At 68.1% G+C, this 21,857-nt stretch carries 21 protein-coding genes and 1 pseudogene; 7 read left to right on the plus strand and 15 right to left on the minus strand.

The features are described 5' to 3' along the window. Positions 1 to 13: 13 nt before the first annotated feature. Positions 14 to 1,612 (minus strand): ABC-F family ATP-binding cassette domain-containing protein, encoded by a 1,599-nt coding sequence (locus N1028_RS16145; RefSeq protein WP_259530418.1) that lies wholly within the window; start codon positions 1,610 to 1,612, stop codon positions 14 to 16. Between the two features lie 154 nt (positions 1,613 to 1,766). Here N1028_RS16145 and N1028_RS16150 point away from each other — a divergent pair, with 154 nt between their 5' ends. Continuing rightward, on the plus strand, positions 1,767 to 2,357 hold the full coding sequence (locus tag N1028_RS16150) for a biotin transporter BioY (protein ID WP_259530419.1): 591 nt from the start codon (positions 1,767 to 1,769) through the stop codon (positions 2,355 to 2,357). An 86-nt stretch (positions 2,358 to 2,443) separates the two neighbouring features. On the opposite strand, the gene N1028_RS16155 is transcribed toward N1028_RS16150, so the two are convergent. From N1028_RS16155 to N1028_RS16190, 8 genes are all read right to left on the minus strand, one after another. Then, on the minus strand, positions 2,444 to 2,911 hold the full coding sequence (locus N1028_RS16155; protein ID WP_259530420.1) for an endonuclease domain-containing protein: 468 nt from the start codon (positions 2,909 to 2,911) through the stop codon (positions 2,444 to 2,446). A gap of 601 nt (positions 2,912 to 3,512) precedes the next feature. Beyond that, on the minus strand, positions 3,513 to 3,842 hold the full coding sequence (locus tag N1028_RS16160; protein WP_259530421.1) for a metal-sulfur cluster assembly factor: 330 nt from the start codon (positions 3,840 to 3,842) through the stop codon (positions 3,513 to 3,515). Positions 3,843 to 3,846: 4 nt separating this feature from the next. Beyond that, positions 3,847 to 4,611, minus strand: coding sequence for a Fe-S cluster assembly ATPase SufC (gene sufC, locus N1028_RS16165; protein ID WP_259530422.1), 765 nt, complete (start codon positions 4,609 to 4,611; stop codon positions 3,847 to 3,849). 1 nt (position 4,612) lies between these two features. Continuing rightward, positions 4,613 to 4,939, minus strand: a complete 327-nt coding sequence (locus tag N1028_RS16170) for a non-heme iron oxygenase ferredoxin subunit (protein ID WP_259530423.1) — start codon at positions 4,937 to 4,939, stop codon at positions 4,613 to 4,615. A 2-nt stretch (positions 4,940 to 4,941) separates the two neighbouring features. Then, entirely contained in the window at positions 4,942 to 6,099 is a 1,158-nt protein-coding gene (gene sufD / locus N1028_RS16175; protein ID WP_259530424.1) for a Fe-S cluster assembly protein SufD, read from the minus strand. A 2-nt stretch (positions 6,100 to 6,101) separates the two neighbouring features. Then, positions 6,102 to 7,520, minus strand: a complete 1,419-nt coding sequence (gene sufB / locus N1028_RS16180) for a Fe-S cluster assembly protein SufB (RefSeq protein ID WP_259530425.1) — start codon at positions 7,518 to 7,520, stop codon at positions 6,102 to 6,104. 130 nt (positions 7,521 to 7,650) lie between these two features. Continuing rightward, positions 7,651 to 8,616 (minus strand): COX15/CtaA family protein, encoded by a 966-nt coding sequence (locus tag N1028_RS16185; RefSeq protein WP_259530426.1) that lies wholly within the window; start codon positions 8,614 to 8,616, stop codon positions 7,651 to 7,653. 10 nt (positions 8,617 to 8,626) lie between these two features. Further along, entirely contained in the window at positions 8,627 to 9,556 is a 930-nt protein-coding gene (locus tag N1028_RS16190) for a heme o synthase (protein ID WP_259530427.1), read from the minus strand. A 138-nt stretch (positions 9,557 to 9,694) separates the two neighbouring features. Between N1028_RS16190 and tkt the strand changes: the two genes are divergently transcribed. From tkt to pgl, 6 genes are read left to right on the plus strand one after another with little or no spacing between them, the layout of a single operon-like run. Beyond that, positions 9,695 to 11,788, plus strand: coding sequence for a transketolase (tkt, locus tag N1028_RS16195; protein WP_259530428.1), 2,094 nt, complete (start codon positions 9,695 to 9,697; stop codon positions 11,786 to 11,788). Between the two features lie 36 nt (positions 11,789 to 11,824). After that, positions 11,825 to 12,931 (plus strand): transaldolase, encoded by a 1,107-nt coding sequence (gene tal / locus N1028_RS16200; protein ID WP_259530429.1) that lies wholly within the window; start codon positions 11,825 to 11,827, stop codon positions 12,929 to 12,931. Next, on the plus strand, positions 12,928 to 14,532 hold the full coding sequence (locus N1028_RS16205; protein WP_259530430.1) for a glucose-6-phosphate isomerase: 1,605 nt from the start codon (positions 12,928 to 12,930) through the stop codon (positions 14,530 to 14,532). Before tal ends, N1028_RS16205 begins: the two co-directional genes overlap by 4 nt. Before the next feature lie 49 nt (positions 14,533 to 14,581). Then, entirely contained in the window at positions 14,582 to 16,123 is a 1,542-nt protein-coding gene (gene zwf, locus N1028_RS16210) for a glucose-6-phosphate dehydrogenase (RefSeq protein ID WP_259530431.1), read from the plus strand. Next, positions 16,120 to 17,076 (plus strand): glucose-6-phosphate dehydrogenase assembly protein OpcA, encoded by a 957-nt coding sequence (locus N1028_RS16215; RefSeq protein WP_259530432.1) that lies wholly within the window; start codon positions 16,120 to 16,122, stop codon positions 17,074 to 17,076. The genes zwf and N1028_RS16215 overlap by 4 nt, the downstream gene beginning before the upstream one ends. Next, on the plus strand, positions 17,073 to 17,843 hold the full coding sequence (gene pgl / locus N1028_RS16220) for a 6-phosphogluconolactonase (protein ID WP_259530433.1): 771 nt from the start codon (positions 17,073 to 17,075) through the stop codon (positions 17,841 to 17,843). The genes N1028_RS16215 and pgl overlap by 4 nt, the downstream gene beginning before the upstream one ends. 83 nt (positions 17,844 to 17,926) lie before the next feature. Here the strand turns inward: pgl and N1028_RS16225 are convergent, their stop codons facing one another. The 6 genes and pseudogenes from N1028_RS16225 to N1028_RS16250 form a co-directional block, all read right to left on the minus strand. Then, on the minus strand, positions 17,927 to 18,289 hold the full coding sequence (locus N1028_RS16225; RefSeq protein WP_259530434.1) for an RNA polymerase-binding protein RbpA: 363 nt from the start codon (positions 18,287 to 18,289) through the stop codon (positions 17,927 to 17,929). A gap of 20 nt (positions 18,290 to 18,309) precedes the next feature. Further along, positions 18,310 to 18,561, minus strand: a complete 252-nt coding sequence (secG, locus tag N1028_RS16230; protein WP_259530435.1) for a preprotein translocase subunit SecG — start codon at positions 18,559 to 18,561, stop codon at positions 18,310 to 18,312. A 58-nt stretch (positions 18,562 to 18,619) separates the two neighbouring features. Further along, a complete protein-coding gene (gene tpiA / locus N1028_RS16235) occupies positions 18,620 to 19,408 on the minus strand; it encodes a triose-phosphate isomerase (RefSeq protein WP_259530436.1) in 789 nt (262 codons plus the stop codon). Further along, positions 19,399 to 20,613: a phosphoglycerate kinase gene (locus tag N1028_RS16240; RefSeq protein WP_259530437.1), complete on the minus strand. Its 1,215-nt coding sequence runs from the start codon at positions 20,611 to 20,613 to the stop codon at positions 19,399 to 19,401. The genes tpiA and N1028_RS16240 overlap by 10 nt, the downstream gene beginning before the upstream one ends. A 24-nt stretch (positions 20,614 to 20,637) precedes the next feature. After that, positions 20,638 to 21,645, minus strand: a complete 1,008-nt coding sequence (gene gap, locus N1028_RS16245) for a type I glyceraldehyde-3-phosphate dehydrogenase (RefSeq protein WP_259530438.1) — start codon at positions 21,643 to 21,645, stop codon at positions 20,638 to 20,640. Between the two features lie 103 nt (positions 21,646 to 21,748). Beyond that, a pseudogene (locus tag N1028_RS16250) lies at positions 21,749 to 21,857 on the minus strand (Fe-Mn family superoxide dismutase); the annotation flags it as partial.

Genomic DNA, 21,857 nt, shown 5'->3' on the forward strand with positions numbered 1-21,857 from the left:
TCGCCTGGAGCGGCTAGGCGAGCGAGATCAGGTCGGCGTAGTCCTTGTTCCAGTGGTCCTCGACGCCGTCCGGCAGGATCAGCACGCGCTCGGGATTGAGCGCCTCGACGGCACCCTCGTCGTGGCTCACCAGCACGACGGCGCCCTCGTAGTGCGCGAGCGCATCCAGGATCTCCTCGCGGCTGGCAGGATCGAGGTTGTTCGTCGGCTCGTCGAGCAGCAGCACGTTCGCGCCCGACACCACGATCATGGCCAGCGCGAGCCTCGTCTTCTCGCCGCCGGAGAGCACTCCCGCGGGCTTGTGCCCGTCGTCTCCGGTGAAAAGGAACGAGCCCAGCACGCGCCGCGCCTCGGTCTCGGTGAGGTTCGGCGAGGCCGACACCATGTTCTCGAGCACGGTGCGCTTGACGTCGATCGTCTCGTGCTCCTGGGCGTAGTAGCCGATCCGGAGGCCGTGACCGGGCTCGATGCGCCCGGTGTCGGGCTCGTCGGCCCCGCCGAGGATGCGGAGCAGGGTCGTCTTGCCCGCACCGTTCAGGCCCAGGATGACGACCTTCGATCCTCGGTCGATCGCGAGGTCGACGGCCGTGAAGATCTCGAGCGAACCGTAGCTCTTCGAGAGGTTCGAGGCCATGAGCGGCGTGCGGCCGCAGGCGGCGGGCGTGGGGAACCGCAGCTTCGCCACCCGGTCGACCTCGCGCACCTCCTCGAGCCCGGAGAGCATCTTCTCGGCGCGCGCCACCATCTGGTGCGCCGCTGCGGCCTTCGAGGCCTTTGCGCCGAAGCGGGCGGCCTGCATCTGCAGCTGCGTGGCCTTCTTCTCGACGTTGACGCGCTCCTTCTTGCGGCGCTCCTCGTCGGCCTCGCGCTGACGGAGGTAGTTGCGCCAGTTCATGTTGTAGACGTCGATGACCTGACGGTTCGCATCCAGGTAGAACACGCGGTTCACGGTCTCGCCCACGAGTTCGATGTCGTGGCTGATCACGATGAAGCCGCCGTTGTAGCTCTTCAGGAACTCGCGCAGCCACACCACGGAGTCGGCGTCGAGGTGGTTGGTCGGCTCGTCGAGGATGAGCGTCTCGGCATCTGAGAACAGGATCCGGGCGAGCTCGATGCGCCGGCGCTGACCGCCGGAGAGCGTCTTCAGCGGCTGGTCGAGGATGCGGTCGGGAAGGCTCAGGTTCGAGGCGATCGAGGCCGCCTCCGCCTCGGCCGCATAGCCGCCGAGCGCGTCGAAGCGCTCCGTGAGGTTGCCGTACTTCTTCATGGCGGCCGCACTGACCTTCGGGTCGTCGCTCGCCATAGCCATCGACGACTCGCTCATGCCCTCGAGCAGCGAGCCGAGGCCACGGGCGTTCAGGATGCGCGTGCGCGCCAGCTCCTCCGGGTCTCCCGAGCGGGGATCCTGAGGCAGGTAGCCGAGTTCGCCACTCCGGTTCACCGAACCCGCGGCAGGCTGCAGGTCGCCTGCGAGCACCTTGGTGAGCGTGGTCTTTCCCGCGCCGTTCCGGCCCACGAGGCCGACCTTGTCGCCAGGACCGACTCGGAAGGACACGTCCTCCATGAGGGTTCGTGCGCCGACCCGGATGGCCAGGTCTGTAACGCTGAGCACAGAGAAATCCAATTCTTTCGTTGCGTTGCCACAACGCGGTGGGGTGGGGGACGTCTTCTAGTATATTTCGAGAGAAGCCGGTGGCCGACCGCTGCCCGCATCCGTGCAATCGTCGTGCATTCGTGCAGCGATCCGGCACCGAGAAGGAGACTGCATGTCCACCCTGTCCCTGGCCGTTGGCCGTCCCACCCTGGCTGACCGGCTGATCAGCCGCAGCATCCTCACCGACGTCATGCTCGTCGCCGGTGGCGCGGCCTTCGTGGGCCTTCTGGCCCAGGTCGCCATCCCGCTGTGGCCGGTGCCGATCACGGGCCAGACCCTCGCCGTGCTGCTCGTGGGCTCCACGCTCGGTGCCCTCCGAGGAGTCATCGCCATGGCGGTCTACGCGGTCGTCGGCATCGCGGGTGTCCCGTGGTTCAGCGACGCGAGCGCCGGCTGGCAGGTCGTCGCCGGCCCCACGGGTGGCTACATCATCGGCTTCATCGTGGCGGCGGGCCTCACCGGCTGGCTCGCCCAGCGCAACTGGGACCGCAAAGTGCTCGGCGCTTTCGCCTCCTTCACCGCGGGCACCGTCATCACGTTCGCGGCGGGCCTCCCCTGGCTCGCCGCCTCCCTCGGACTCACCCTCGAGCAGACCCTCCAGGCCGGCCTCTACCCCTTCATCGTCGGCGGCATCATCAAGGCCCTCCTCGCGGCCGGCATCATCCCCCTCGCCTGGAAGCTCACCTCCCGCCCCAAGCCCTAGTCCCCACCAGTTCAGACTCGCAAACGTCGCGGCCGCCGGCTCCCCAAGGAGCTCGGAGGCCGCGACGTGTGCATTGTCGAACCGCATCACAGATGGACGGCCAATCCGGCGCGGCGGTGTCGCGCCGCCCATCGATGCTCCCCGCGGGCTAGGAGCCGCCGCACGACATCGAGCACCAGCTCCGACTCGAACATCACCTGCGCAGAGCTCAACCGGAGCACCAGATACCCGCGTTCGACGAGGGCGAGATCGCGCCGCTTGTCGTCGGCGAACGACCGCGCATCGGAGTGCCACTCCCGCCCGTCCGTCTCGATGACGAGCCGGTCGCCCACCAGGAGATCGACCCGCCCGACGCCGCTGATCTGCACCTGCACCTCCACGCGGATCCCGACCGAGCGGAGCAGCAGCCGCACATGGGTCTCCAGCCCGGATTCGGCACGAGCATCAGCTCGGTCGAGAAGGGAGGCGTAGCGCCAAGGAAGCCCGCCCACCACGTCTTCAAGCCGCCGTCGGGAGCAGAGCGCGAGGTGGAGCACGGAATCGAGAGTCGCCACCGCGTCTCGCGGCGGCTGGCACATCGTCGCGTGAGCCACAGCCCACTCGACGGAGTCGAGGCCGCCGACGGGGGGAGCTAGCCCGATGATCGGATGCGAGCGGTGCAGCACGAGACCTGTCGACGGGCCGGGTCGGTGCGCGTAGCGTCGGATCCGAACATGCCGCCGTGCGTCTCGGCGGGTCCAGACACCTCGTGCGACGAGTGCGGACACGCACCCGAGAGTGCCCCCGGCCCTCACCGCCTCGAGAACGTCAGGCGGCCCCTCGCGAGGCTGCGCGACCCACCCGTTTCGGACACGAATGAGCGAGCCCACCCTCACGGCACGGGTGACCTCGGTCGCAAGTACACCGTGGAGAGCGAGTTCCCGGCACGACGCCACGCCACCGAGGTCGCTGACGAGTGCGGCTGCGGAAATCATGCCGCAACGGTGCCGCATCGGCCGCCGGCCCGGTCGCCGCGCCGCGGATCGGTGGACTCACCGCCGCGGGCCCACAGCTGTGCAGGAGCAGATGCGGTGGTTCAGAAACGCAAACGTCGCGACATCCGTGCTCTCCAGAAGAGCGGATGCCGCGACGAGTGCGGTTTCGAACGCGGAAGCGTCAGATGGAGAAGCCGAGGGCGCGCATCATGTCGCGGCCGTCGTCGGTGATCTTCTCGGGGCCCCACGGCGGCATCCACACCCAGTTGATGCGGAACTGATCGACGACGCCGTCGAGCGCCTCCGCCGTCTGCTCCTCGAGCACGTCGGTGAGCGGGCAGCCTGCCGACGTCAGCGTCATGCTGATGACGAGCGCGTCCTGCTCCGCATCCCAGCCGAGGTCGTAGATGAGACCGAGGTCGACGATGTTCACGCCGAGCTCAGGGTCCATGACGTCTTTGAGCGCTTCTTCGATCTGGTCGTAGCGCGTCGGTTCGAGTGTCGTGACCATTTCGTTATTCTACGTTCGCGCCGGTGAGAAAGCGATCGTAGCCCTCGTTCTCGAGTCGCACGGCGAGCTCGGGCCCGCCCTGTTCGGCCACACGGCCGGCCACGAACACGTGCACGAAGTCGGGCTTCACATAGCGCAGGATGCGGTTGTAGTGCGTGATGAGCAGCACACCGAGCCCGGTGGTCTCCTTCGCGCGGTTGACGCCCTCGGAGACGATCTTCAGCGCATCCACGTCGAGTCCGGAGTCGGTCTCGTCGAGCACCGCGAACTTGGGCTTCAGAAGCTCGAGCTGCAGGATCTCGTGCCGCTTCTTCTCGCCGCCCGAGAAGCCCTCGTTGACGTTGCGCTCCCGGAAGGTCCTGTCCATGCGGAGGGCCGTCATCGACGAGTCGAGGTCCTTGATCCAGCTGCGGATGGGCGGGGCCTCGCCGTCGAGCGCGGTCTTGGCGGTGCGGAGGAAGTTCGACACCGAGACGCCGGGGATCTCGACCGGGTACTGCATGGCGAGGAAGAGGCCCGCGCGAGCGCGCTCGTCGACCGTCTTGTCCAGCATCTCCTCGCCGTCGAGCTGCACGGAACCGCCCGTGACCTGATACTTCGGGTGCCCGGCGATCGCGTAGGCGAGCGTCGACTTGCCGGAGCCGTTCGGGCCCATGATGGCGTGGGTCTCGCCCTCGCCGATGGTGAGGTCGACGCCGCGCAGGATCTGCTTGGTCCCCTGCTCGGTCTCGACGCTCACCTGGAGGTCTTCGATCTTCAGAACAGACATGCTAGTTAATCACTTTCGTCACGGTCGGGTCGATGTAGATGTCCCCGTCGATGATCTCGATCGAGAACACGGGGACGGGCTCGTAGGCCGGCAGCGTGAGCGGCTTGCCGGTCTCGAGCGAGAACTTGGAGCCGTGGGCCCAGCACTCGAGAGTGTCGTCTTCGACGAAGCCCTCGGCGAGCGAGATGTCGCCGTGCGTGCAGGTGTCGCCGATGGCGTGGCACTCCCCCGCGCTGTCTTTCACCAGGGCGATCGCGACGCCGCCGACCACGACGCGGAGCGCCTGGTTGACCGGCACGTCCTCGAACGCGCACACCTTCTCGGCCACGGCTACTGCACCAGCGCCGAGGCGCGCACGGCCTCGGCCTGCACGAGCTCCGCCTCGACGGCGGCGGAGAGCCGCTCCTCGAGGGCGGGCGAGCCGATCTCATTGATGATCTCCGCGAGGAAGCCCCGCACGACGAGACGGCGAGCCTCCTCCTCGGAGATGCCGCGCGACTGCAGGTAGAAGAGCTGCTCGTCGTCGAACCGGCCGGTCGAGGAGGCGTGTCCGGCACCCTGGATGTTGCCGGTCTCGATCTCGAGGTTCGGGATGCTGTCGGCGCGCGTGCCCTCGGAGAGCACGAGGTTGCGGTTCTGCTCGTAGCTGTCGGTGCCGTCGGCGTGCGGGCCGATCAGCACGTCGCCCACCCAGACGGTGTGCGCACCCTTGCCCTGCAGGGCGCCTTTGTAGTTCACCCGGCTGCGCGTGTTCGCGGCCTGGTGGTCGATGTAGGGGCGCTGCTCGAAGTACTGCCCCGCGTCGGCGAAGTAGAGGCCGAACGAATCGATCGAAGCGCCCGGCGCCACCAGGTGCACGGAGGGGTTCACCCGCACGACCGAGCCGCCGAGCGACACGATCACGTGGCGGAGGTTCGCATCCCGGCCCACTCGCGCGAAATGGGAGGAGAGGTGGAGTGCCTCGTCATCCCACTCCTGCACGGTCACGACCGTGAGCTGGGCGTTGTCGCCCACCACGATCTCGACGTTCTCCGTGAGGTTCGCCGATCCGTGATGTTCGAGGATGACGACGCCCTTGCTGTTCGGCGCCGCCTCGATCACCACGTGGGCCGCGCGCGCCGTCGATCCGAAGCGGTCACGTCGCACCACGAGCTCGGCCGCGTCTTCACCGGTCACCGCGATGTGCAGCACCTTCTCGACCGAGGCCCAGGCGTTCGCTGCGGCCCTGTCCTCCGGCACGCCGGCGGTGCCGACGACCGGTGCCGAGGGATCGATCCAGTCCACGGCGGTGCCGGCCGACACCGAGTAGGTGAACGCCGTCGGCGATCCGTCGAGCGCACCCTCGGTGAGGTGCTTGACGCGAGCCAGCGGAATGAACTTCCACTCGAACTCGAGGCCGGTGACGGCCGGGAAGTCCGTGACGGAGGTCGAGGCGAGGCGCTCCGACCGGGTCTGGACGGGAACGAAAGCGGGTGAGGCGAGGGCCATGTTCAGCCTACGGATCCTTCCATGCCCATCTCGATGAGCTTGTTGAGTTCGAGTGCGTACTCCATCGGCAGCTCCCGGGCGATCGGCTCGATGAAGCCGCGCACGATCATGGCCATCGCCTCGTCTTCGGGAAGACCGCGCGACATCAGGTAGAACAGCTGCTCCTCGGAGACCTTCGAGACCGTGGCCTCGTGACCGAGCTGCACGTCGTCGACCCGGATGTCGATGGCCGGGTAGGTGTCCGAGCGCGAGATGGTGTCGACCAGCAGGGCGTCGCAGCGCACGGTGTTGGCCGAGTGGTGCGCGTTCTCCGCGACTCGGATCTCGCCGCGGTAGCCTGCGCGCCCACCGCCTCGGGCGATCGACTTGGAGACGATCGAGGACTGCGTGTACGGAGCCATGTGGATCATCTTCGCGCCGGCATCCTGGTGCTGGCCGGGGCCCGCGAAGGCCACCGAGAGCGTCTCTCCCTTGGCCCGCTCGCCCACGAGGTAGATCGAGGGGTACTTCATGGTGACCTTGGAGCCGATGTTGCCGTCGATCCACTCCATCGTCGCGCCCTCGTGGGCGATGGCCCGCTTGGTGACGAGGTTGTAGACGTTGTTCGACCAGTTCTGGATGGTCGTGTAGCGCACCCGGGCGTTCTTCTTGACGATGATCTCGACCACGGCGGAGTGCAGCGAGTCGCTCTTGTAGATCGGAGCGGTGCAGCCCTCGATGTAGTGGACGTACGAGCCCTCGTCGGCGATGATCAGCGTGCGCTCGAACTGGCCCATGTTCTCCGTGTTGATGCGGAAGTAGGCCTGCAGCGGGATCTCGACGTGCACGCCGGGCGGCACATAGACGAACGATCCGCCCGACCAGACGGCCGTGTTGAGCGCGGCGAACTTGTTGTCGCCCGACGGGATGACGGTGCCGAAGTACTCGGTGAAGAACTCGGGGTGCTCGCGGAGCGCGGTGTCCGTGTCCATGAAGATGACGCCCTGGGCCTCGAGGTCTTCACGGATCTGGTGGTAGACCACCTCGGACTCGTACTGCGCGGCCACACCGGAGACGAGGCGCTGACGCTCCGCCTCGGGGATGCCGAGCCTCTCATAGGTGTTCTTGATGTCGTCGGGCAGATCTTCCCAGGTCTGGGCCTGCTTTTCCGTGGAGCGCACGAAGTACTTGATGTTGTCGAAGTCGATGCCCGAGAGGTCTGCGCCCCAGGTGGGCATGGGCTTGCGACCGAAGATCTGAAGGGCCTTGAGGCGCGTCTTCAGCATCCACTCCGGCTCGTTCTTCAGCGCGGAGATGTTCGACACCACGGCTTCGTTGATGCCGCGTTTCGCCGTGGCACCGGCGGTGTCGGAATCGGACCAGCCGAATTCGTAGACTCCGAGGTTCTCGAGTTCCGGACGGTCGATGAGTACGTCAGACATGACTGTCTCCCTTCCTTGCTGTGCAACCTGGAGGAGGTCTCCGACATTCCATAGTCGCATCGAACTATCTGCCGATGCCGGGACTCTGTGCAGATGCCCGGACTAGGTGCGGATCGGGTGTCGGGCGGAACTAGGCCTGAAGAGCGGGTTCCTGAGACTTCATTGTATACGGCCCGGGAGCGCCGGGGGCCCAGAGATGCGGATGCACATCGAGCAGCACCCGGAGGACGCCCACCCAGACCAGCGCCGAGCCCAGCAGGTGCAGCACGACCATCCACTCCGGGAGGCCCGTCAGCGCCTGCACGACCCCGAGGACGGCCTGCAGCACGACGACCACCACGAAGGTGAGCGCACGGCGTCGGGCCAGAGCGGCGCCGGGGATGCGGGCGACGGCGATGTAGAGCACGACCCCGAGCACGAGCACGAGCGTGCCGAGCACGCCGTGCGCGATCGCCACGTGCTCCCAGACGAACGCCATCCGCGGCACGTCGGCCGAATCGCCCGCGTGCGGTCCGGTGCCGGTCACGAGCGTGCCGACGACGATGAGCACGGCGGTGGCCGCTACGAGCACCCAGGCCAGGATGCCGACCGGGCGCGGGAAGACGGCCTCGGCACCCTGCGCTCGATGCGCGCGGTGCCAGGTGAGCGTGGTGGTCGTGAGCAGGGCGATCGCCATCAGGAAGTGCATGGCCACGACCCAGGGGTTGAGCTCGGTGAGTACCGTCACTCCCCCGGCCACGGCGTTGGCGACCACGAGCCAGAACTGCGACCAGGCGAGCCTGGTCATGCTCCGCACGCGGGGCTTCTGCAGCCGGGCCGCCACGATCGCCCAGCCGACGGCGGCGATCAGCACGCCGGTGAGCGCGCGGTTCGCGAACTCGATGAAGCCGTGGATGCCGAGCTCGGGCGTCGTGGTGAGCGATCCGTCGTCGCAGGCCGGCCAGGTGGGGCAGCCGAGGCCGGAGCCCGTGACGCGCACGACACCGCCGGTGATGATGATGAGGATGCTCACGACGAGAGCGGCCGTCGTGCCCCAGCGCAGGGCGCGGGGTGAGAGGGAGACGCGGTCGGCGAGCCAGCCGAAGGGGGTCTGCATTCGGGACCCCTTACAGCGGGAGGATCGTGACCAGCGGGTCGATCGCGACCGCGAGGAAGATGAGCGTGAGGTACGTGATCGAGCCGTGGAAGACGCGCATCGGCTTGATCGAGAGGTCGCGGATCGACCGGCTGTAGAGGCGGTGCGATTCGTAGAGGAACCAGCCCCCCGCGATCACGGCGGTGGCCGAGTAGATGAGGCCCATGTGACCGACCGGGATCAGCAGCAGCGAGCACGCCACCATGGCCCACGCGTAGAGCACGATCTGGAGGCCGACGACGACCCGGCCGCGCACCACGGCGAGCATCGGCACTCCGGCGGTCTTGTAGTCGGCGCGGTACTTCATCGACAGCGGCCAGTAGTGCGGCGGGGTCCAGAGGAAGATGATGCCGAAGAGGATCAGCGCCTCCCACGACAGCGAGTTCGTGACGGCCGCCCAGCCGATCAGCACGGGCATGCATCCCGCCGTGCCGCCCCAGACGATGTTCTGCGGGGTGCGGCGCTTCAGCACGAGCGTGTAGAGCAGAACGTAGATGAGGATCGCGACGAGCGAGAGCGAGGCGGCCAGCAGGTTGGTGAAGACGGCGAGCCAGGCGATCGAGATGACGCCGAGGGCCCAGGCGAAGACGAGCGCCTCGCGGTCGGTCAGCACACCGGTGACGAGCGGACGCTTCGAGGTGCGATCCATCACGCGGTCGATGTCGCGGTCGAAGTAGCAGTTGAACGCTCCGGCGCTGCCGGCGGAGAGCGCCCCGCCGATGAGGGTCGCGAAGACGAGCCACAGGTTCGGGATACCCTGCTGGGCCAGGATCATCACCGGGACGGTGGTCACCAGGAGGAGCTCGATCACCCGCGGTTTGGTCAGCGCGACATACGCCTTGACCTTCTCCATCGGGCTGATCCGCCGATGCTCGACCCGGCCGTCAACCGCTACGTCCATTACTCCTCATTACCTGCACAGAAAGATCCCGTCCACAAGTCTATTCGATCGAAGCGGCGGCCCCTGTCGGCGTCGATATGATTGTGGCGGATCGGTTCCGCTTCTGAGGAGCCGCAATCGAGAAGGGTCCAACACCTCGTGGCTTCACTCCAATGGGAACCCATTGACGACCAGGCGGTCACCACCGCCAAGATCCTCGCGGCCGACGCCGTCGAGAAGGTGGGCAACGGCCACCCCGGCACCGCGATCAGCCTCGCGCCGGCGGCCTACCTCCTGTTCCAGAAGGTCATGCGCAAAGACCCCAGAGACCAGCACTGGCTCGGGCGCGACCGCTTCATCCTGTCGGTCGGTCACTCCTCCCTCACCCAGTACATCCAGCTCTACCTCGGCGGCTACGGCCTCGAGCTCGACGACCTCAAGGCGCTCCGCACCTGGGGCTCGCTGACGCCCGGCCACCCCGAGTACGGCCACACCGACGGCGTCGAGATCACGACCGGCCCGCTCGGCCAGGGTCTCGCCTCCTCCGTGGGCTTCGCCTACGCGCAGCGCTTCGAGCGCGGTCTGTTCGATCCGGATGCCGCGCCCGGCACGAGCCCGTTCGACCACCACACCTACGTGATCGCCGGAGACGGCGACCTGCAGGAGGGCGTCACGAGCGAGGCCTCCTCGCTCGCCGGCCACCAGCAGCTCGGCAACCTCATCGCGATCTACGACTCGAACCAGATCTCGATCGAGGACGACACCAACATCGCCTTCACCGAAGACGTCAAGGCCCGCTACGAGGCCTACCACTGGCACGTGCAGGTGGTCGACTGGAAGAAGACGGGTCAGTACGTCGAAGACGTGCACGCCCTCTACGAGGCGATCGAGGCCGCCAAGGCCGAGACCTCCAAGCCGTCGCTGATCATCCTCAAGACGATCATCGGCTGGCCGAGCCCGAAGAAGCAGAACACCGGCAAGATCCACGGCTCGGCGCTCGGCGCCGACGAGCTCAAGGGCCTCAAGGAGGTGCTCGGCGCCGACCCCGAGCAGTCCTTCGTGGTGGCCGAAGAGGTCATCGAGCACACCCGCGGCGCGATCGCCAAGGGCGCCGAGGAGCGTGCCGAGTGGCAGAAGGGCTTCGACGCCTGGGCCGCCGCCCACCCCGAGAAGAAGGAGCTGCTCGACCGCCTCGAGGCCGGCGAGCTCCCCGAGGGGCTCACCGACGCACTCCCCGTGTTCGAGCCCGGGAAGGACGTCTCGACCCGCGCCTCCTCCGGCAAGGTCATCAACTCCCTCGCGCCGCTGCTGCCCGAGTTCTGGGGCGGCTCCGCAGACCTCGCCGAGTCGAACAACACCACGATCGAGTCGGCCGCGTCGTTCGTGCCCTCCGAGCACTCGACGCACGAGTGGACGGGCAACCCGTACGGCCGCGTGCTGCACTTCGGCATCCGCGAGCACGCCATGGCGTCGATCCTCAACGGCATCGTGCTGCACGGCAAGACCCGCCCGTTCGGCGGCACCTTCCTCATCTTCAGCGACTACATGCGCCCCGCGGTGCGTCTGGCCGCACTCATGAAGGTGCCCTCGGTGTTCGTCTGGACCCACGACTCCGTCGCCCTCGGCGAAGACGGCCCCACGCACCAGCCGATCGAGCAGCTGTGGTCGCTCCGCGCGATCCCGGGGCTCGACGTCGTGCGTCCCGCAGACGCGAGCGAGGTGGGCCACGCCTGGCTCACCATCCTCGGCCGCCGTCACAACCCGGCCGGCATCGCGCTCACCCGCCAGAACATCCCGGTCTACGAGCGCGGCGACGGCGAGGCCTCCGGTGAGGTCTTCGCGTCGGCGAGCAACGTCTCGAAGGGCGCCTACGTGCTCGCCGAGGCTCCGAACGGCACGCCCGACGTGATCTTCATCGCCACCGGCTCCGAGGTGCACCTGGCCGTCGAGGCCCGTGAGATCCTGAGGGGCGAGGGCATCAACGCCCGCGTCGTCTCTGCTCCGTCGCTCGAGTGGTTCGAGGAGCAGTCGGATGAGTACAAGGAGCACGTGCTGCCCGCGGCCGTCAAGGCGCGCGTCTCGATCGAGGCCGGCATCGGCCTCGGCTGGCGGCACTACGTCGGCGACGCCGGCCGCATCGTCTCGATCGAGCACTTCGGTGCCTCGGCCGACTACAAGACCCTGTTCCGCGAGTTCGGCATCACCACCGAGGCGGCCGTCGAGGCCGCGAAGACCTCGCTGGCCGCGCTCTAGCGCCGGCCGACAGACACACTTTCTAGGAGAAGAACAATGACCGAATCCACTCAGAAGCTCTCCGACGTCGGCGTCAGCATCTGGCTCGACGACCTGTCGCGCGAGCGCATCTCCTCGGGCGGGCTGCAGAAGCTCATCGCCGAGAAGAACGTCGTGGGCGTCACCACGAACCCCACGATCTTCGCCGCCGCCCTCGCCAAGGGCGAGTCGTACGACGAGCAGGTGCAGACGCTCGCGAAGTCGGGAACGAACGTGACCGACGCCGTCTTCGAGATCACGACCGATGACGTGGCCACCGCGAGCGACATCTTCAAGCCGATCTACGACGAGACCAAGGGCTTCGACGGCCGCGTCTCGATCGAGGTCGAGCCGGGGCTCGCGCACGACGCCGCCGGAACGTTCGAGCAGGCCAAGGCCCTCTACGCCAAGGTCGACCGCGAGAACGTGCTCATCAAGATCCCCGCCACGGTGGAGGGCCTCGAGGCCATCACGAACACCATCGGCGAGGGCATCTCGGTGAACGTGACGCTGATCTTCTCGCTCGAGCGCTACCGCGACGTCATCAACGCCTACCTCGCCGGCCTCGAGAAGGCCAAGGAGGCGGGCCACGACCTGTCGAAGATCCACTCCGTCGCCTCCTTCTTCGTGTCGCGCGTCGACACCGAGATCGACAAGCGCCTCAACGAGATCGGCACCGACGAGGCGCTCGCCCTCAAGAGCAAGGCCGGCGTGGCCAACGCCCAGCTCGCCTACGAGGTGTGGACCCAGGCGTTCGCCACCGAGCGCGCCCTCGTGCTGCTCGAGGCCGGTGCCAACACGCAGCGTCCGCTCTGGGCCTCGACCGGCGTGAAGGACCCGAGTGTCCCCGACACCACCTACGTCGTCGGGCTCGCCGCTCCCAGCGTGGTCAACACGATGCCGGAGAAGACCCTCGACGCTCTCGCCGACCACGGAGTCGTCACCGGCGACACCATCGCGAACAGCTACGCCGAGGCCAACAAGGTGCTTGACGCCATCGGCGCCCTCGGCATCTCGTACGCCGAGGTCACCGAGCTGCTCGAGAAGGAGGGCGTGGAGAAGTTCATCGTCTCCTGGAACGAGCTGCTCGACACCGTGACGGCCGCCCTGAAGGCTGCCGAGTGACCGTATCGATCCACGTCTCCGGAGACGCCAGGACGGCCGTCCAGACGCACGTACCGCGTCTGGTGGCCGACCTGGTCGCCTCCGGGATCACGGCCGAGAACCCCTCGCTCTGGGGTCCGGCCGCCGAGGCCGAGGCGTCCAAGCGCCTCGGCTGGGTCGAGGCGGTGGCTGTCTCGCGGCCGCTCGTGGCGGAGGTCTCCGCACTCCGTGAGGAATTCCTCGCGGCCGGCATCGACCACATCGTGCTCGCGGGCATGGGCGGATCGTCGCTGGCTCCCGAGGTCATCACCAAGACGGCCGGTGTCGAGCTCACCATCCTCGACTCGACTGCTCCGGGGCAGCTGCGCGCCGCTCTCGCCGACCGCCTCGAGACCACCGTGCTCGTCGCGTCGTCGAAGTCCGGCGGCACCCTCGAGACCGACAGCCAGCGCCGGGCCTACGAGAGCGCCTTCCGTGCGGCGGGCATCGACCCCGTCTCCCGGATCGTGATCGTGACCGATCCGGGCTCACCGCTCGAGCAGCTGGCCACCGCGGCGGGCTACCGCACGTTCCTGGCCGACCCCGACGTGGGCGGCCGCTACTCGGCGCTCACGGCCTTCGGTCTCGTGCCGTCCGGGCTCGCCGGCGCCGACATCGGTGAGCTGCTCGATGAGGCGGAGGCCATCTCCCTCAACCTCGCCGAAGACGGATCGGAGAACTTCGGACTGATCCTCGGCGCCGCCCTGGCGGGCACGTCGCCGCTGCGCGACAAGGTCGCCATCGTGGCCGACGGAACCCACATCGTGGGCTTCGCCGACTGGGCCGAGCAGCTGATCGCCGAGTCGACCGGCAAAGACGGAAAGGGACTCCTCCCCGTCGTGCTCGACGTCGACTCCCCGGAGCTCACCGAGGGTCTCGCCGACGTGCAGATCGTCCGCCTCGTGGCGAACGCTGGTGAGCACCACCTGCGCGAGCGCCACCCCGGCGAGGTGCTCGTGAGCGGCACACTCGGTGCACTCCTGCTCACCTGGGAGTACGCGATCGCGGTGGCCGGGCGTCTGCTCGGCATCGATCCGTTCGATCAGCCCGACGTCGAGTCGGCGAAGGAGGCCGCCCGCGGCCTCCTCGACGACCGGCCGGAGCCCGTCTCCCCCGCGTTCGTCGAGGGCGGCATCGAGGTGCGCGGCACACCGGGCACGCTCACCGCGGCAGGAACCCTGGCCGGAGCCGTCGAGGCGCTTCTCGCCTCGCTGCCGGCCACCGGTTACGTCGCTGTCATGGCGTACGTCGACAGGCTCGCCCTGCCGCAGCTCGCCGCCATCCGCGACCTGCTCGCGAAGCGATCGGGCCGGCCCGTCACGTTCGGCTGGGGCCCTCGTTTTCTGCACTCGACCGGTCAGTACCACAAGGGCGGACCGGCCGACGGGGTGTTCCTGCAGATCACGGCCGATGCACCCGGGGATCTCGAGATCCCCGATCGTCCGTTCACCTTCGGCCAGCTCATCCAGGCTCAGGCCGCCGGCGACGCCGGTGTGCTCGCCGAGCACGGCCGACCCGTGCTGCGACTGAACCTGACCGACGCCGCCGCCCAGGTCCCCACGCTCATCGACGCGCTGCGCTGATCGAGACGCGCCGTGCACGACCACGACACGAACGACAACTAGGAGTTCCATGCCTCCCGTTGAGATAACGCCGGAGTACAACCCGCTGAGGCTCCCGACGGATCGCCGGCTGAACCGGATCGCGGGGCCTTCAGGCCTCGTGATCTTCGGTGTCACCGGCGACCTGTCGCGCAAGAAGCTCATGCCCGCCGTCTACGACCTCGCCAGCCGGGGTCTCCTGCCACCCGGATTCTCGCTGATCGGGTTCGCCCGGCGCGACTGGGAGGACCAGGACTTCGAGCGCGTCGTGCACGACTCGGTCAAGGAGCACTCCCGCACCCCGTTCGACGAGGACGTGTGGCGCCAGCTCTCCGAGGGCATCCGGTTCGTCTCGGGTGAGTTCGACGACGACAACGCCTTCGAGCAGCTGAAGACGACGATCGCCGAGCTCGACCGCGACCGCGGGACGATGGGCAACTACGCCTTCTACCTCTCGATCCCGCCGAAGGCCTTCCCGCTCGTCACCGAGCAGCTCCGTCGCTCGGGCCTCGCCGACCAGCAGGAGGACCGCTGGCGCCGGGTCGTGATCGAGAAGCCGTTCGGCAGCGACCTGAAGACGGCGATCGAGCTGAACGACGTGGTGGAGTCGGTGTTCCCGCCGGACTCGGTGTTCCGGATCGACCACTACCTCGGCAAGGAGACGGTCCAGAACATCCTGGCGCTGCGCTTCGCCAACCAGCTCTACGAGCCCATCTGGAACGCCAACTACGTCGACCACGTGCAGATCACGATGGCCGAGGACATCGGGGTGGGCGGCCGGGCGGGCTACTACGACGGCATCGGTGCGGCGCGCGACGTCATCCAGAACCACCTGCTGCAGCTCCTCGCGCTCACCGCCATGGAGGAGCCGATCTCGTTCGACGCAGCCGACCTGCGCGCCGAGAAGGAGAAGGTGCTCGCCGCCGTCACACTGCCCGAGGATCTCGGCACGGTCACGGCCCGCGGGCAGTACTCCGGGGGGTGGCAGGGCGGCGAGAAGGTGCTCGGCTTCCTCGAGGAGGACGGCATGAACCCCGAGTCGACCACCGAGACCTATGCGGCCGTGCGGCTCGACATCGCGACCCGCCGCTGGTCGGGCGTGCCGTTCTACCTGAGGGCGGGCAAGCGCCTGGGGCGCCGCGTCACCGAGATCGCGGTCGTCTTCAAGCGCGCCCCGCAGTACCTCTTCGCCGAGAGCCAGACCTCGGAGCTCGGGCAGAACGCCCTGGTCATCCGTGTGCAGCCCGACGAGGGTGTGACGATCCGCTTCGGCTCCAAGGTGCCGGGTGCGGGAGTGCAGGTGCGCGACGTCACGATGGACTTCGGCTACGGTCACGCCTTCACCGAGGCGAGCCCCGAAGCCTACGAGCGGCTCATCCTCGATGTGCTGCTCGGAGACCCGCCGCTGTTCCCCCGCCAGAAGGAGGTCGAGCTCTCCTGGAAGATCCTCGACCCGATCGAAGAGTACTGGGTGACACAGGGTCAGCCCGAGCAGTACCGCCCCGGAACCTGGGGGCCCAGCTCGGCCGACGAACTGCTCGCCCGCGACGGAAGAACCTGGAGACGCCCGTGATCGTCGATCTGCCTGACACCACGACGAGCAAGATCTCGAAATCGCTCGTCAAGATCCGCGAGGAGGGCGGCGCCGTGGCCCTCGGCCGCGTGCTGACCCTCGTGATCGTGACCTCGCTCGGCGAGGAGGAGGACGCCATCGAGGCGGCCAACGACGCCTCCCGCGAGCACCCCATGCGCGTGATCGTGGTCTCCACCGACCAGGAGAACGATGGGCTGAGCACCGGTCGCGGTGCGCGGCTCGACGCCCAGATCCGGGTCGGCGGAGACGCCGGCGCGAGCGAGGTGATCGTGCTGCGCGCCTACGGTGCGGCTGCGAGCGACCAGGAAGGGCTCGTCACCGGGCTCCTGCTCTCCGACGCCCCCGTCGTGGTCTGGTGGCCCGGCGCCGCCCCGGAGGACGTGTCGACGTCCGACCTCGGGCGCATCGCCACGCGGCGCATCACCGACTCGTCGAACCAGCGGAACCCCTACGAAGCGCTGCTGAGCCGCGCGCGCACCTACGCGCCGGGCGACACCGACTTCGCCTGGACGAGGCTGACCCTGTGGCGCGCCCAGCTCGCGGCGGTGCTCGACCAGCCGCCCTACGAGCCGGTCACGGCGATCGAGGTCTCCGGCGCATCCGACTCGCCCTCCACGCTGCTTCTCGCGGCCTGGCTGCGGCACCAGCTGAAGGTGCCCGTGAAGTACGGCTTGCTCGCGAGGGCGAACGGCTCGAGCGGCATCCACGGCGTGACCCTCACGCGGGAGCACGGCCCTATCGAGCTCGTGCGTGAAGTGCCCAACGTGGCCAAGCTCAGTCAGCCCAACCAGCCCACGCACGACCTCTCACTCCCCCGCCGCAACCTCCGGGACTGCCTGGCGGAGGAGCTGCGACGGCTCGATCCGGACGACCTGTATGGTGAAGTCATCGTCCAAGGTCTCGCCGAACTCCTGGAATCGGATCCCGCATGACAACTGACCGCCGTGTGCTCGTCCACCCCGACAAGGAGTCGCTGGCCGGCTCCGTGGCGGCCCGTTTCATCACGAAGGTGATCGACATCCTCGACGAGTTCGACGAGGCGAACATCGTGCTGACGGGAGGCACGATGGGCAGCGCGGTGCTCGCGGCGATCCGCTCGTCTCCGGCCGCGCAGACCATCGACTGGTCGCGCATCAGCTTCTGGTGGGGCGACGAACGGTTCGTGCCGAAGGGCGACGCCGATCGCAACGACCTGCAGGCCCGAGAGGCACTGCTCGACCACGTGCCGGTCGATCCCGCCAAGGTGCACGCGTTCCCGGCCTCCGACGAGATCGCCGATCTCGACGAGGCGGCGCGGGTCTACGCGCGCGAGCTCGCGGAGGCCGCCCCGGAGGGGGCCGACTACCCGCGCTTCGACATCATGTTCCTCGGTGTCGGACCGGACGGCCACATCGCATCGCTGTTCCCCGGCCACGGCGAGATCCGGATCACGGATGCCACGGTGGTGCCGGTGCGCGACTCCCCCAAGCCGCCGCCGCTCCGCCTCAGCCTGACGCTTCCCGTCATCCAGTCGGCGGACCGCATCTGGATGGTGCTGGCGGGTGCCGACAAGGCCTCTGCCATCGGCCTCGCCCTCGCGGGTGCGAGCACCGACGAGGTGCCCGTGGCCGGAGCGCAGGGCCGCAAGCGCACGGTCTTCTTCGTCGACCAGGAGGCTGCGGCTGAGGTCCCGGAGTCGCTCATCGCTCCTTCGTACTGATCGAGCTCAACACGACCGACGCCGAAGGGGCCGTTCTCACATCAGAGTGAGAACGGCCCCTTCGGGTTTTGCGGAGGCTCGGCTCAGGAGGCGGCGGTGCCGCGACGCTCGCGCAGCTGCTGCAGAGCGTCTTCGAGAAGCTGCTCCGCTTCCTTCTCCGTGCGGCGCTCCTTCACGTAGGCGAGGTGCGTCTTGTAGGGCTCGAGCTTGGTGACCGACGGCGGGTTCGCCTTGTCACGACCGGCCGGCAGCCCCGAGGCGGGGCAGTCGATGGTCTCGGGGATCTCGTCGTCGGGCAGGTTCGCCGCGAAGTAGCGGACGGTCTCGTTGCCGAGCGCGTCCCAGTACGAGACCTGGATGCGGTCCGCGTGGAACCCGCGATCCTGCTCGCCCATGGGGCCGGCGCCTACGCGCGATCCGCGGATCGCACTTCCTCCTGATGCCATGACTGCTGTCCCTTCCGGGCCTAGAGGCCGGAGTCGAATTTCGTGATGAGACCGAGGATGACGATGCTCGACACCCAGATCAGTCCGAGGATGACGGTGATGCGGTTCAGGTTGCGCTCCGCGACGCCGGAGGCGCCGAGGTTCGAGGTGACACCGCCGCCGAACATGTCGGAGAGCCCACCGCCGCGACCCTTGTGCAGAAGGATGAGAAGGGTCAGGAGCAGGCTCGTGATGCCGAGAATCACCTGGAGGACGACCTGAAGGATTTGCACTGCTTGCCTTTCACATGCCGGAGAGAGCGGGTCGCTCCCCCGAAGACCAGAGGTAAGTCTACACTCCGACGTGCTTCTGATAGCGCACGATCGCGGCGAACTCCGCGATGTCGAGGCTCGCACCGCCCACGAGCGCTCCGTCGACGTTGGGCTCGCGCATGAAGCCGGCGATGTTGCCCGACTTCACCGAACCGCCGTAGAGGATGCGTGTGGCAGCCGCCGCGTCGGCGCTCAGGCTCTCGGCGACGACGGCTCGGAGAGCCGCACCGACCGTCTCGGCCTGCTCGGGGGTGGCGGCCTGGCCCGAGCCGATGGCCCAGACCGGCTCGTAGGCCACGACGACGTCCGCATCTGCCTTGAGACCCTCGAGGGCCACCTTCAGCTGAGCGACGGGCACGGCGCTCTGGCCGTGCTTCTCGAGGTCTTCGGCGGTCTCGCCCACGCAGATCACGGGGACGAGGCCGTGCTTGATGGCGGCATTGACCTTCGCGGCGACGATCTCGTCGGACTCGCCGTGCATGGTGCGCCGCTCGGAGTGTCCGATGAGGACGTACTTCGCGTCGAGCTGGGCCAGGAACTGGCCCGAGATCTCACCAGTGTAAGCGCCGGAGTCGTGCGCCGAGACATCCTGGCCGCCGTAGGCGAGCGAGAGCTTGTCGGCGGCCACGAGGGTCTGCACCGAGCGGAGGTCGGTGAAAGGCGGGAAGATGGCGACCTCGACCGAGTCGAAGTCGTGCTTCGCGTCTTCGAGCGACCAGGCGAGCTTCTGCACGAAGGCGATCGACTGCAGGTGGTCGAGGTTCATCTTCCAGTTGCCGGCGATGAGTGGTGTGCGCTTCAGGACCATCCGAGGACCTCCAGGCCAGGGAGACGCTTGCCCTCGAGGAACTCGAGACTGGCACCGCCTCCGGTTGAGATGTGACCGAACTGGTCGTCGGTGAAGCCGAGGGCGCGGACGGCGGCCGCGGAGTCTCCACCACCCACGACCCCCAGCCCGTCGACCTCGGTGAGTGCTTGTGCGACCGCCTTGGTGCCCGCGGCGAAGGGCTCGAGCTCGAAGACGCCCATGGGGCCGTTCCAGAACACGGTCTTGGAGGAGGCGATGATCTCGGCGAAGGCCTTCGCGGTGTCCGGCCCGATGTCGAGGCCGAGACCGGCGGCGCCGAAAGCCGTCTTCTCGATCGAGTCGGCCGCGGTCACCTCGATCTCGGCGTCAGCACCGAACATCGAGGCCACGACGACGTCGGTGGGCAGCACGATCGTGACGCCGAGCTCGTCGGCCTTCGCGAGGTAGCCGCGCACGGTGTCGAGCTGGTCCTCCTCGAGGAGGCTCGAACCGACCTCGTGGCCCTGGGCCTTGAGGAAGGTGAAGAGCATGCCGCCGCCGATCAGCAGCGTGTTGACGCGCGGCAGCAGGTGGCCGATGACTCCGAGCTTGTCGGAGACCTTCGAACCACCGAGTACCACCGTGTAGGGGCGCTCGGGGTTCTCCGTGAGCTTGTCGAGCACGTCGAGCTCGGTCTCGATGAGGAGACCGGCTGCGCTCGGCAGCAGTTCGGCGAGGTCGTAGACGCTCGCCTGCTTGCGGTGCACCACGCCGAATCCGTCGGAGACGAAGGCGTCTCCGAACGCGGCGAGCTGCTCGGCGAATCCGCGACGCTCCGACTCGTCCTTGCTGGTCTCCCCCGGGTTGAAGCGGAGGTTCTCGAGCAGGGCGATCTCCCCGTCACCGAGGCCGGCGACCGCCTCCGAGGCCTCCTGGCCCACCGTGTCGTGCGCGAACGCGACAGGCTTGCCGAGGAGCTCGGAGAGGCGGCCGGCCACGGGCTCGAGGCTGTACTTCGCCTCGGGGGTGCCGTCGGGCCGGCCGAGGTGGCTGACCACCACGACGCGGGCGCCGGCGGCGAGCAGCCGGTTGAGGGTGGGAAGGCTCGCGCGCACGCGCCCATCGTCGGTGATGACCCCGTCCTTGACAGGAACGTTGAGGTCACACCGGACGATGACGCGCTTGCCTGCGAGCGATCCGAGGGTGTCGAGAGTGCGGAGCGTCACGGATTCGCTTTCGAGGGGTTCGGGTTACAGCCGGTCGGCGACGTACTCGGTGACGTCGACGAGGCGGTTGGAGTAGCCCCACTCGTTGTCGTACCACGACGCGACCTTGACCTGGTTGCCGATGACCTTGGTGAGGCCGGCGTCGAAGATCGAGGAGTGCGGGTCGGAGACGATGTCGCTCGAGACGATCGGGTCCTCGGTGTAGCTGAGGATGCCCTTGAGGTTGCCCTCGGCCGCGTTCTTGTAGGCCTCGTTGATCTGCTCGACCGTGGCCGGGTTCGTCAGCTCGACGGTGAGGTCGGTGATCGAGCCGGTCGGGACCGGAACGCGCAGAGCGTAGCCGTCGAGCTTGCCGACGAGCTCCGGGATGACGAGGCCGAGGGCCTTGGCCGCACCGGTCGAGGTGGGGATGATGTTCGCGGCGGCCGCGCGGGCACGGCGGAGGTCGCTGTGCGGGCCGTCCTGCAGGTTCTGGTCGGCGGTGTACGCGTGGACCGTGGTCATCAGGCCGCGCTCGATGCCGAAGTTGTCGAGCAGCACCTTGGCGAGCGGCGCGAGGCAGTTCGTGGTGCACGAGGCGTTGGAGATGATGTCGTGCTGAGCGGGGTCGTAGGTGCCCTCGTTCACGCCGAGCACCAGGGTGGCGACGTCGGAGCCGGTGGCCGGAGCCGAGACGATGACCTTCTTGGCGCCGGCGGTGATGTGCGCGCGGGCGTCGTCGGACTTGGTGAAGCGGCCGGTCGACTCGATGACGATGTCGACACCCAGCTCGCCCCAGGGCAGGTCGGCGGGGTTGCGCTCGGCGAGCACGATGATCGGCTTGCCGTTGACGACGATCTTGTCGCCGTCGAGCTCGACCTTGGCGTCGAGGCGGCCGGTGATCGAGTCGTACTTCAGCAGGTGCGCGAGCGCCTTGTTGTCGGTGAGGTCGTTGACGGCGACGATCTCGAGGTCGCTGCCCTTGGCGAGGGCGGCGCGGAAGAAGTTCCGACCGATGCGGCCGAAGCCGTTGATTCCGATCTTTACGGACACAGATTGCTCCTGTTGCTGGGGCCCGGTGGGGCGGTGTGGTGGGGTAGCTGCGGAGGAGGATGCGGGGTTCGGCGTCAGACGCGGGCCCCGTCATCCAGCGTCGCTATGACAGTACCAGCAGGCCTTCGGTCTTGGTGCGGGCGGCCGTGAGGCGCTCGGCGACGTTCTGCCAGTTGGCGATGTTCCAGACGGCCTTGATGTAGTCGGCGCGC

The organism is Herbiconiux oxytropis, from assembly GCF_024979315.1.
In the GTDB taxonomy this organism is placed as follows: domain Bacteria; phylum Actinomycetota; class Actinomycetes; order Actinomycetales; family Microbacteriaceae; genus Herbiconiux; species Herbiconiux oxytropis.

Coding starts and splice junctions, on each gene's coding strand:
- N1028_RS16185 (WP_259530426.1), bottom strand. CDS start 8,616: ATGCAGACCCCCTTCGGCTGGCTCGCCGACCGCGTCTCCCTCTCACCC.
- N1028_RS16190 (WP_259530427.1), bottom strand. CDS start 9,556: ATGGACGTAGCGGTTGACGGCCGGGTCGAGCATCGGCGGATCAGCCCG.
- pgl (WP_259530433.1), top strand. CDS start 17,073: ATGACAACTGACCGCCGTGTGCTCGTCCACCCCGACAAGGAGTCGCTG.
- tpiA (WP_259530436.1), bottom strand. CDS start 19,408: ATGGTCCTGAAGCGCACACCACTCATCGCCGGCAACTGGAAGATGAAC.
- N1028_RS16225 (WP_259530434.1), bottom strand. CDS start 18,289: ATGGCATCAGGAGGAAGTGCGATCCGCGGATCGCGCGTAGGCGCCGGC.
- N1028_RS16160 (WP_259530421.1), bottom strand. CDS start 3,842: ATGGTCACGACACTCGAACCGACGCGCTACGACCAGATCGAAGAAGCG.
- N1028_RS16150 (WP_259530419.1), top strand. CDS start 1,767: ATGTCCACCCTGTCCCTGGCCGTTGGCCGTCCCACCCTGGCTGACCGG.
- sufB (WP_259530425.1), bottom strand. CDS start 7,520: ATGTCTGACGTACTCATCGACCGTCCGGAACTCGAGAACCTCGGAGTC.
- zwf (WP_259530431.1), top strand. CDS start 14,582: ATGCCTCCCGTTGAGATAACGCCGGAGTACAACCCGCTGAGGCTCCCG.
- tal (WP_259530429.1), top strand. CDS start 11,825: ATGACCGAATCCACTCAGAAGCTCTCCGACGTCGGCGTCAGCATCTGG.
- sufD (WP_259530424.1), bottom strand. CDS start 6,099: ATGGCCCTCGCCTCACCCGCTTTCGTTCCCGTCCAGACCCGGTCGGAG.
- sufC (WP_259530422.1), bottom strand. CDS start 4,611: ATGTCTGTTCTGAAGATCGAAGACCTCCAGGTGAGCGTCGAGACCGAG.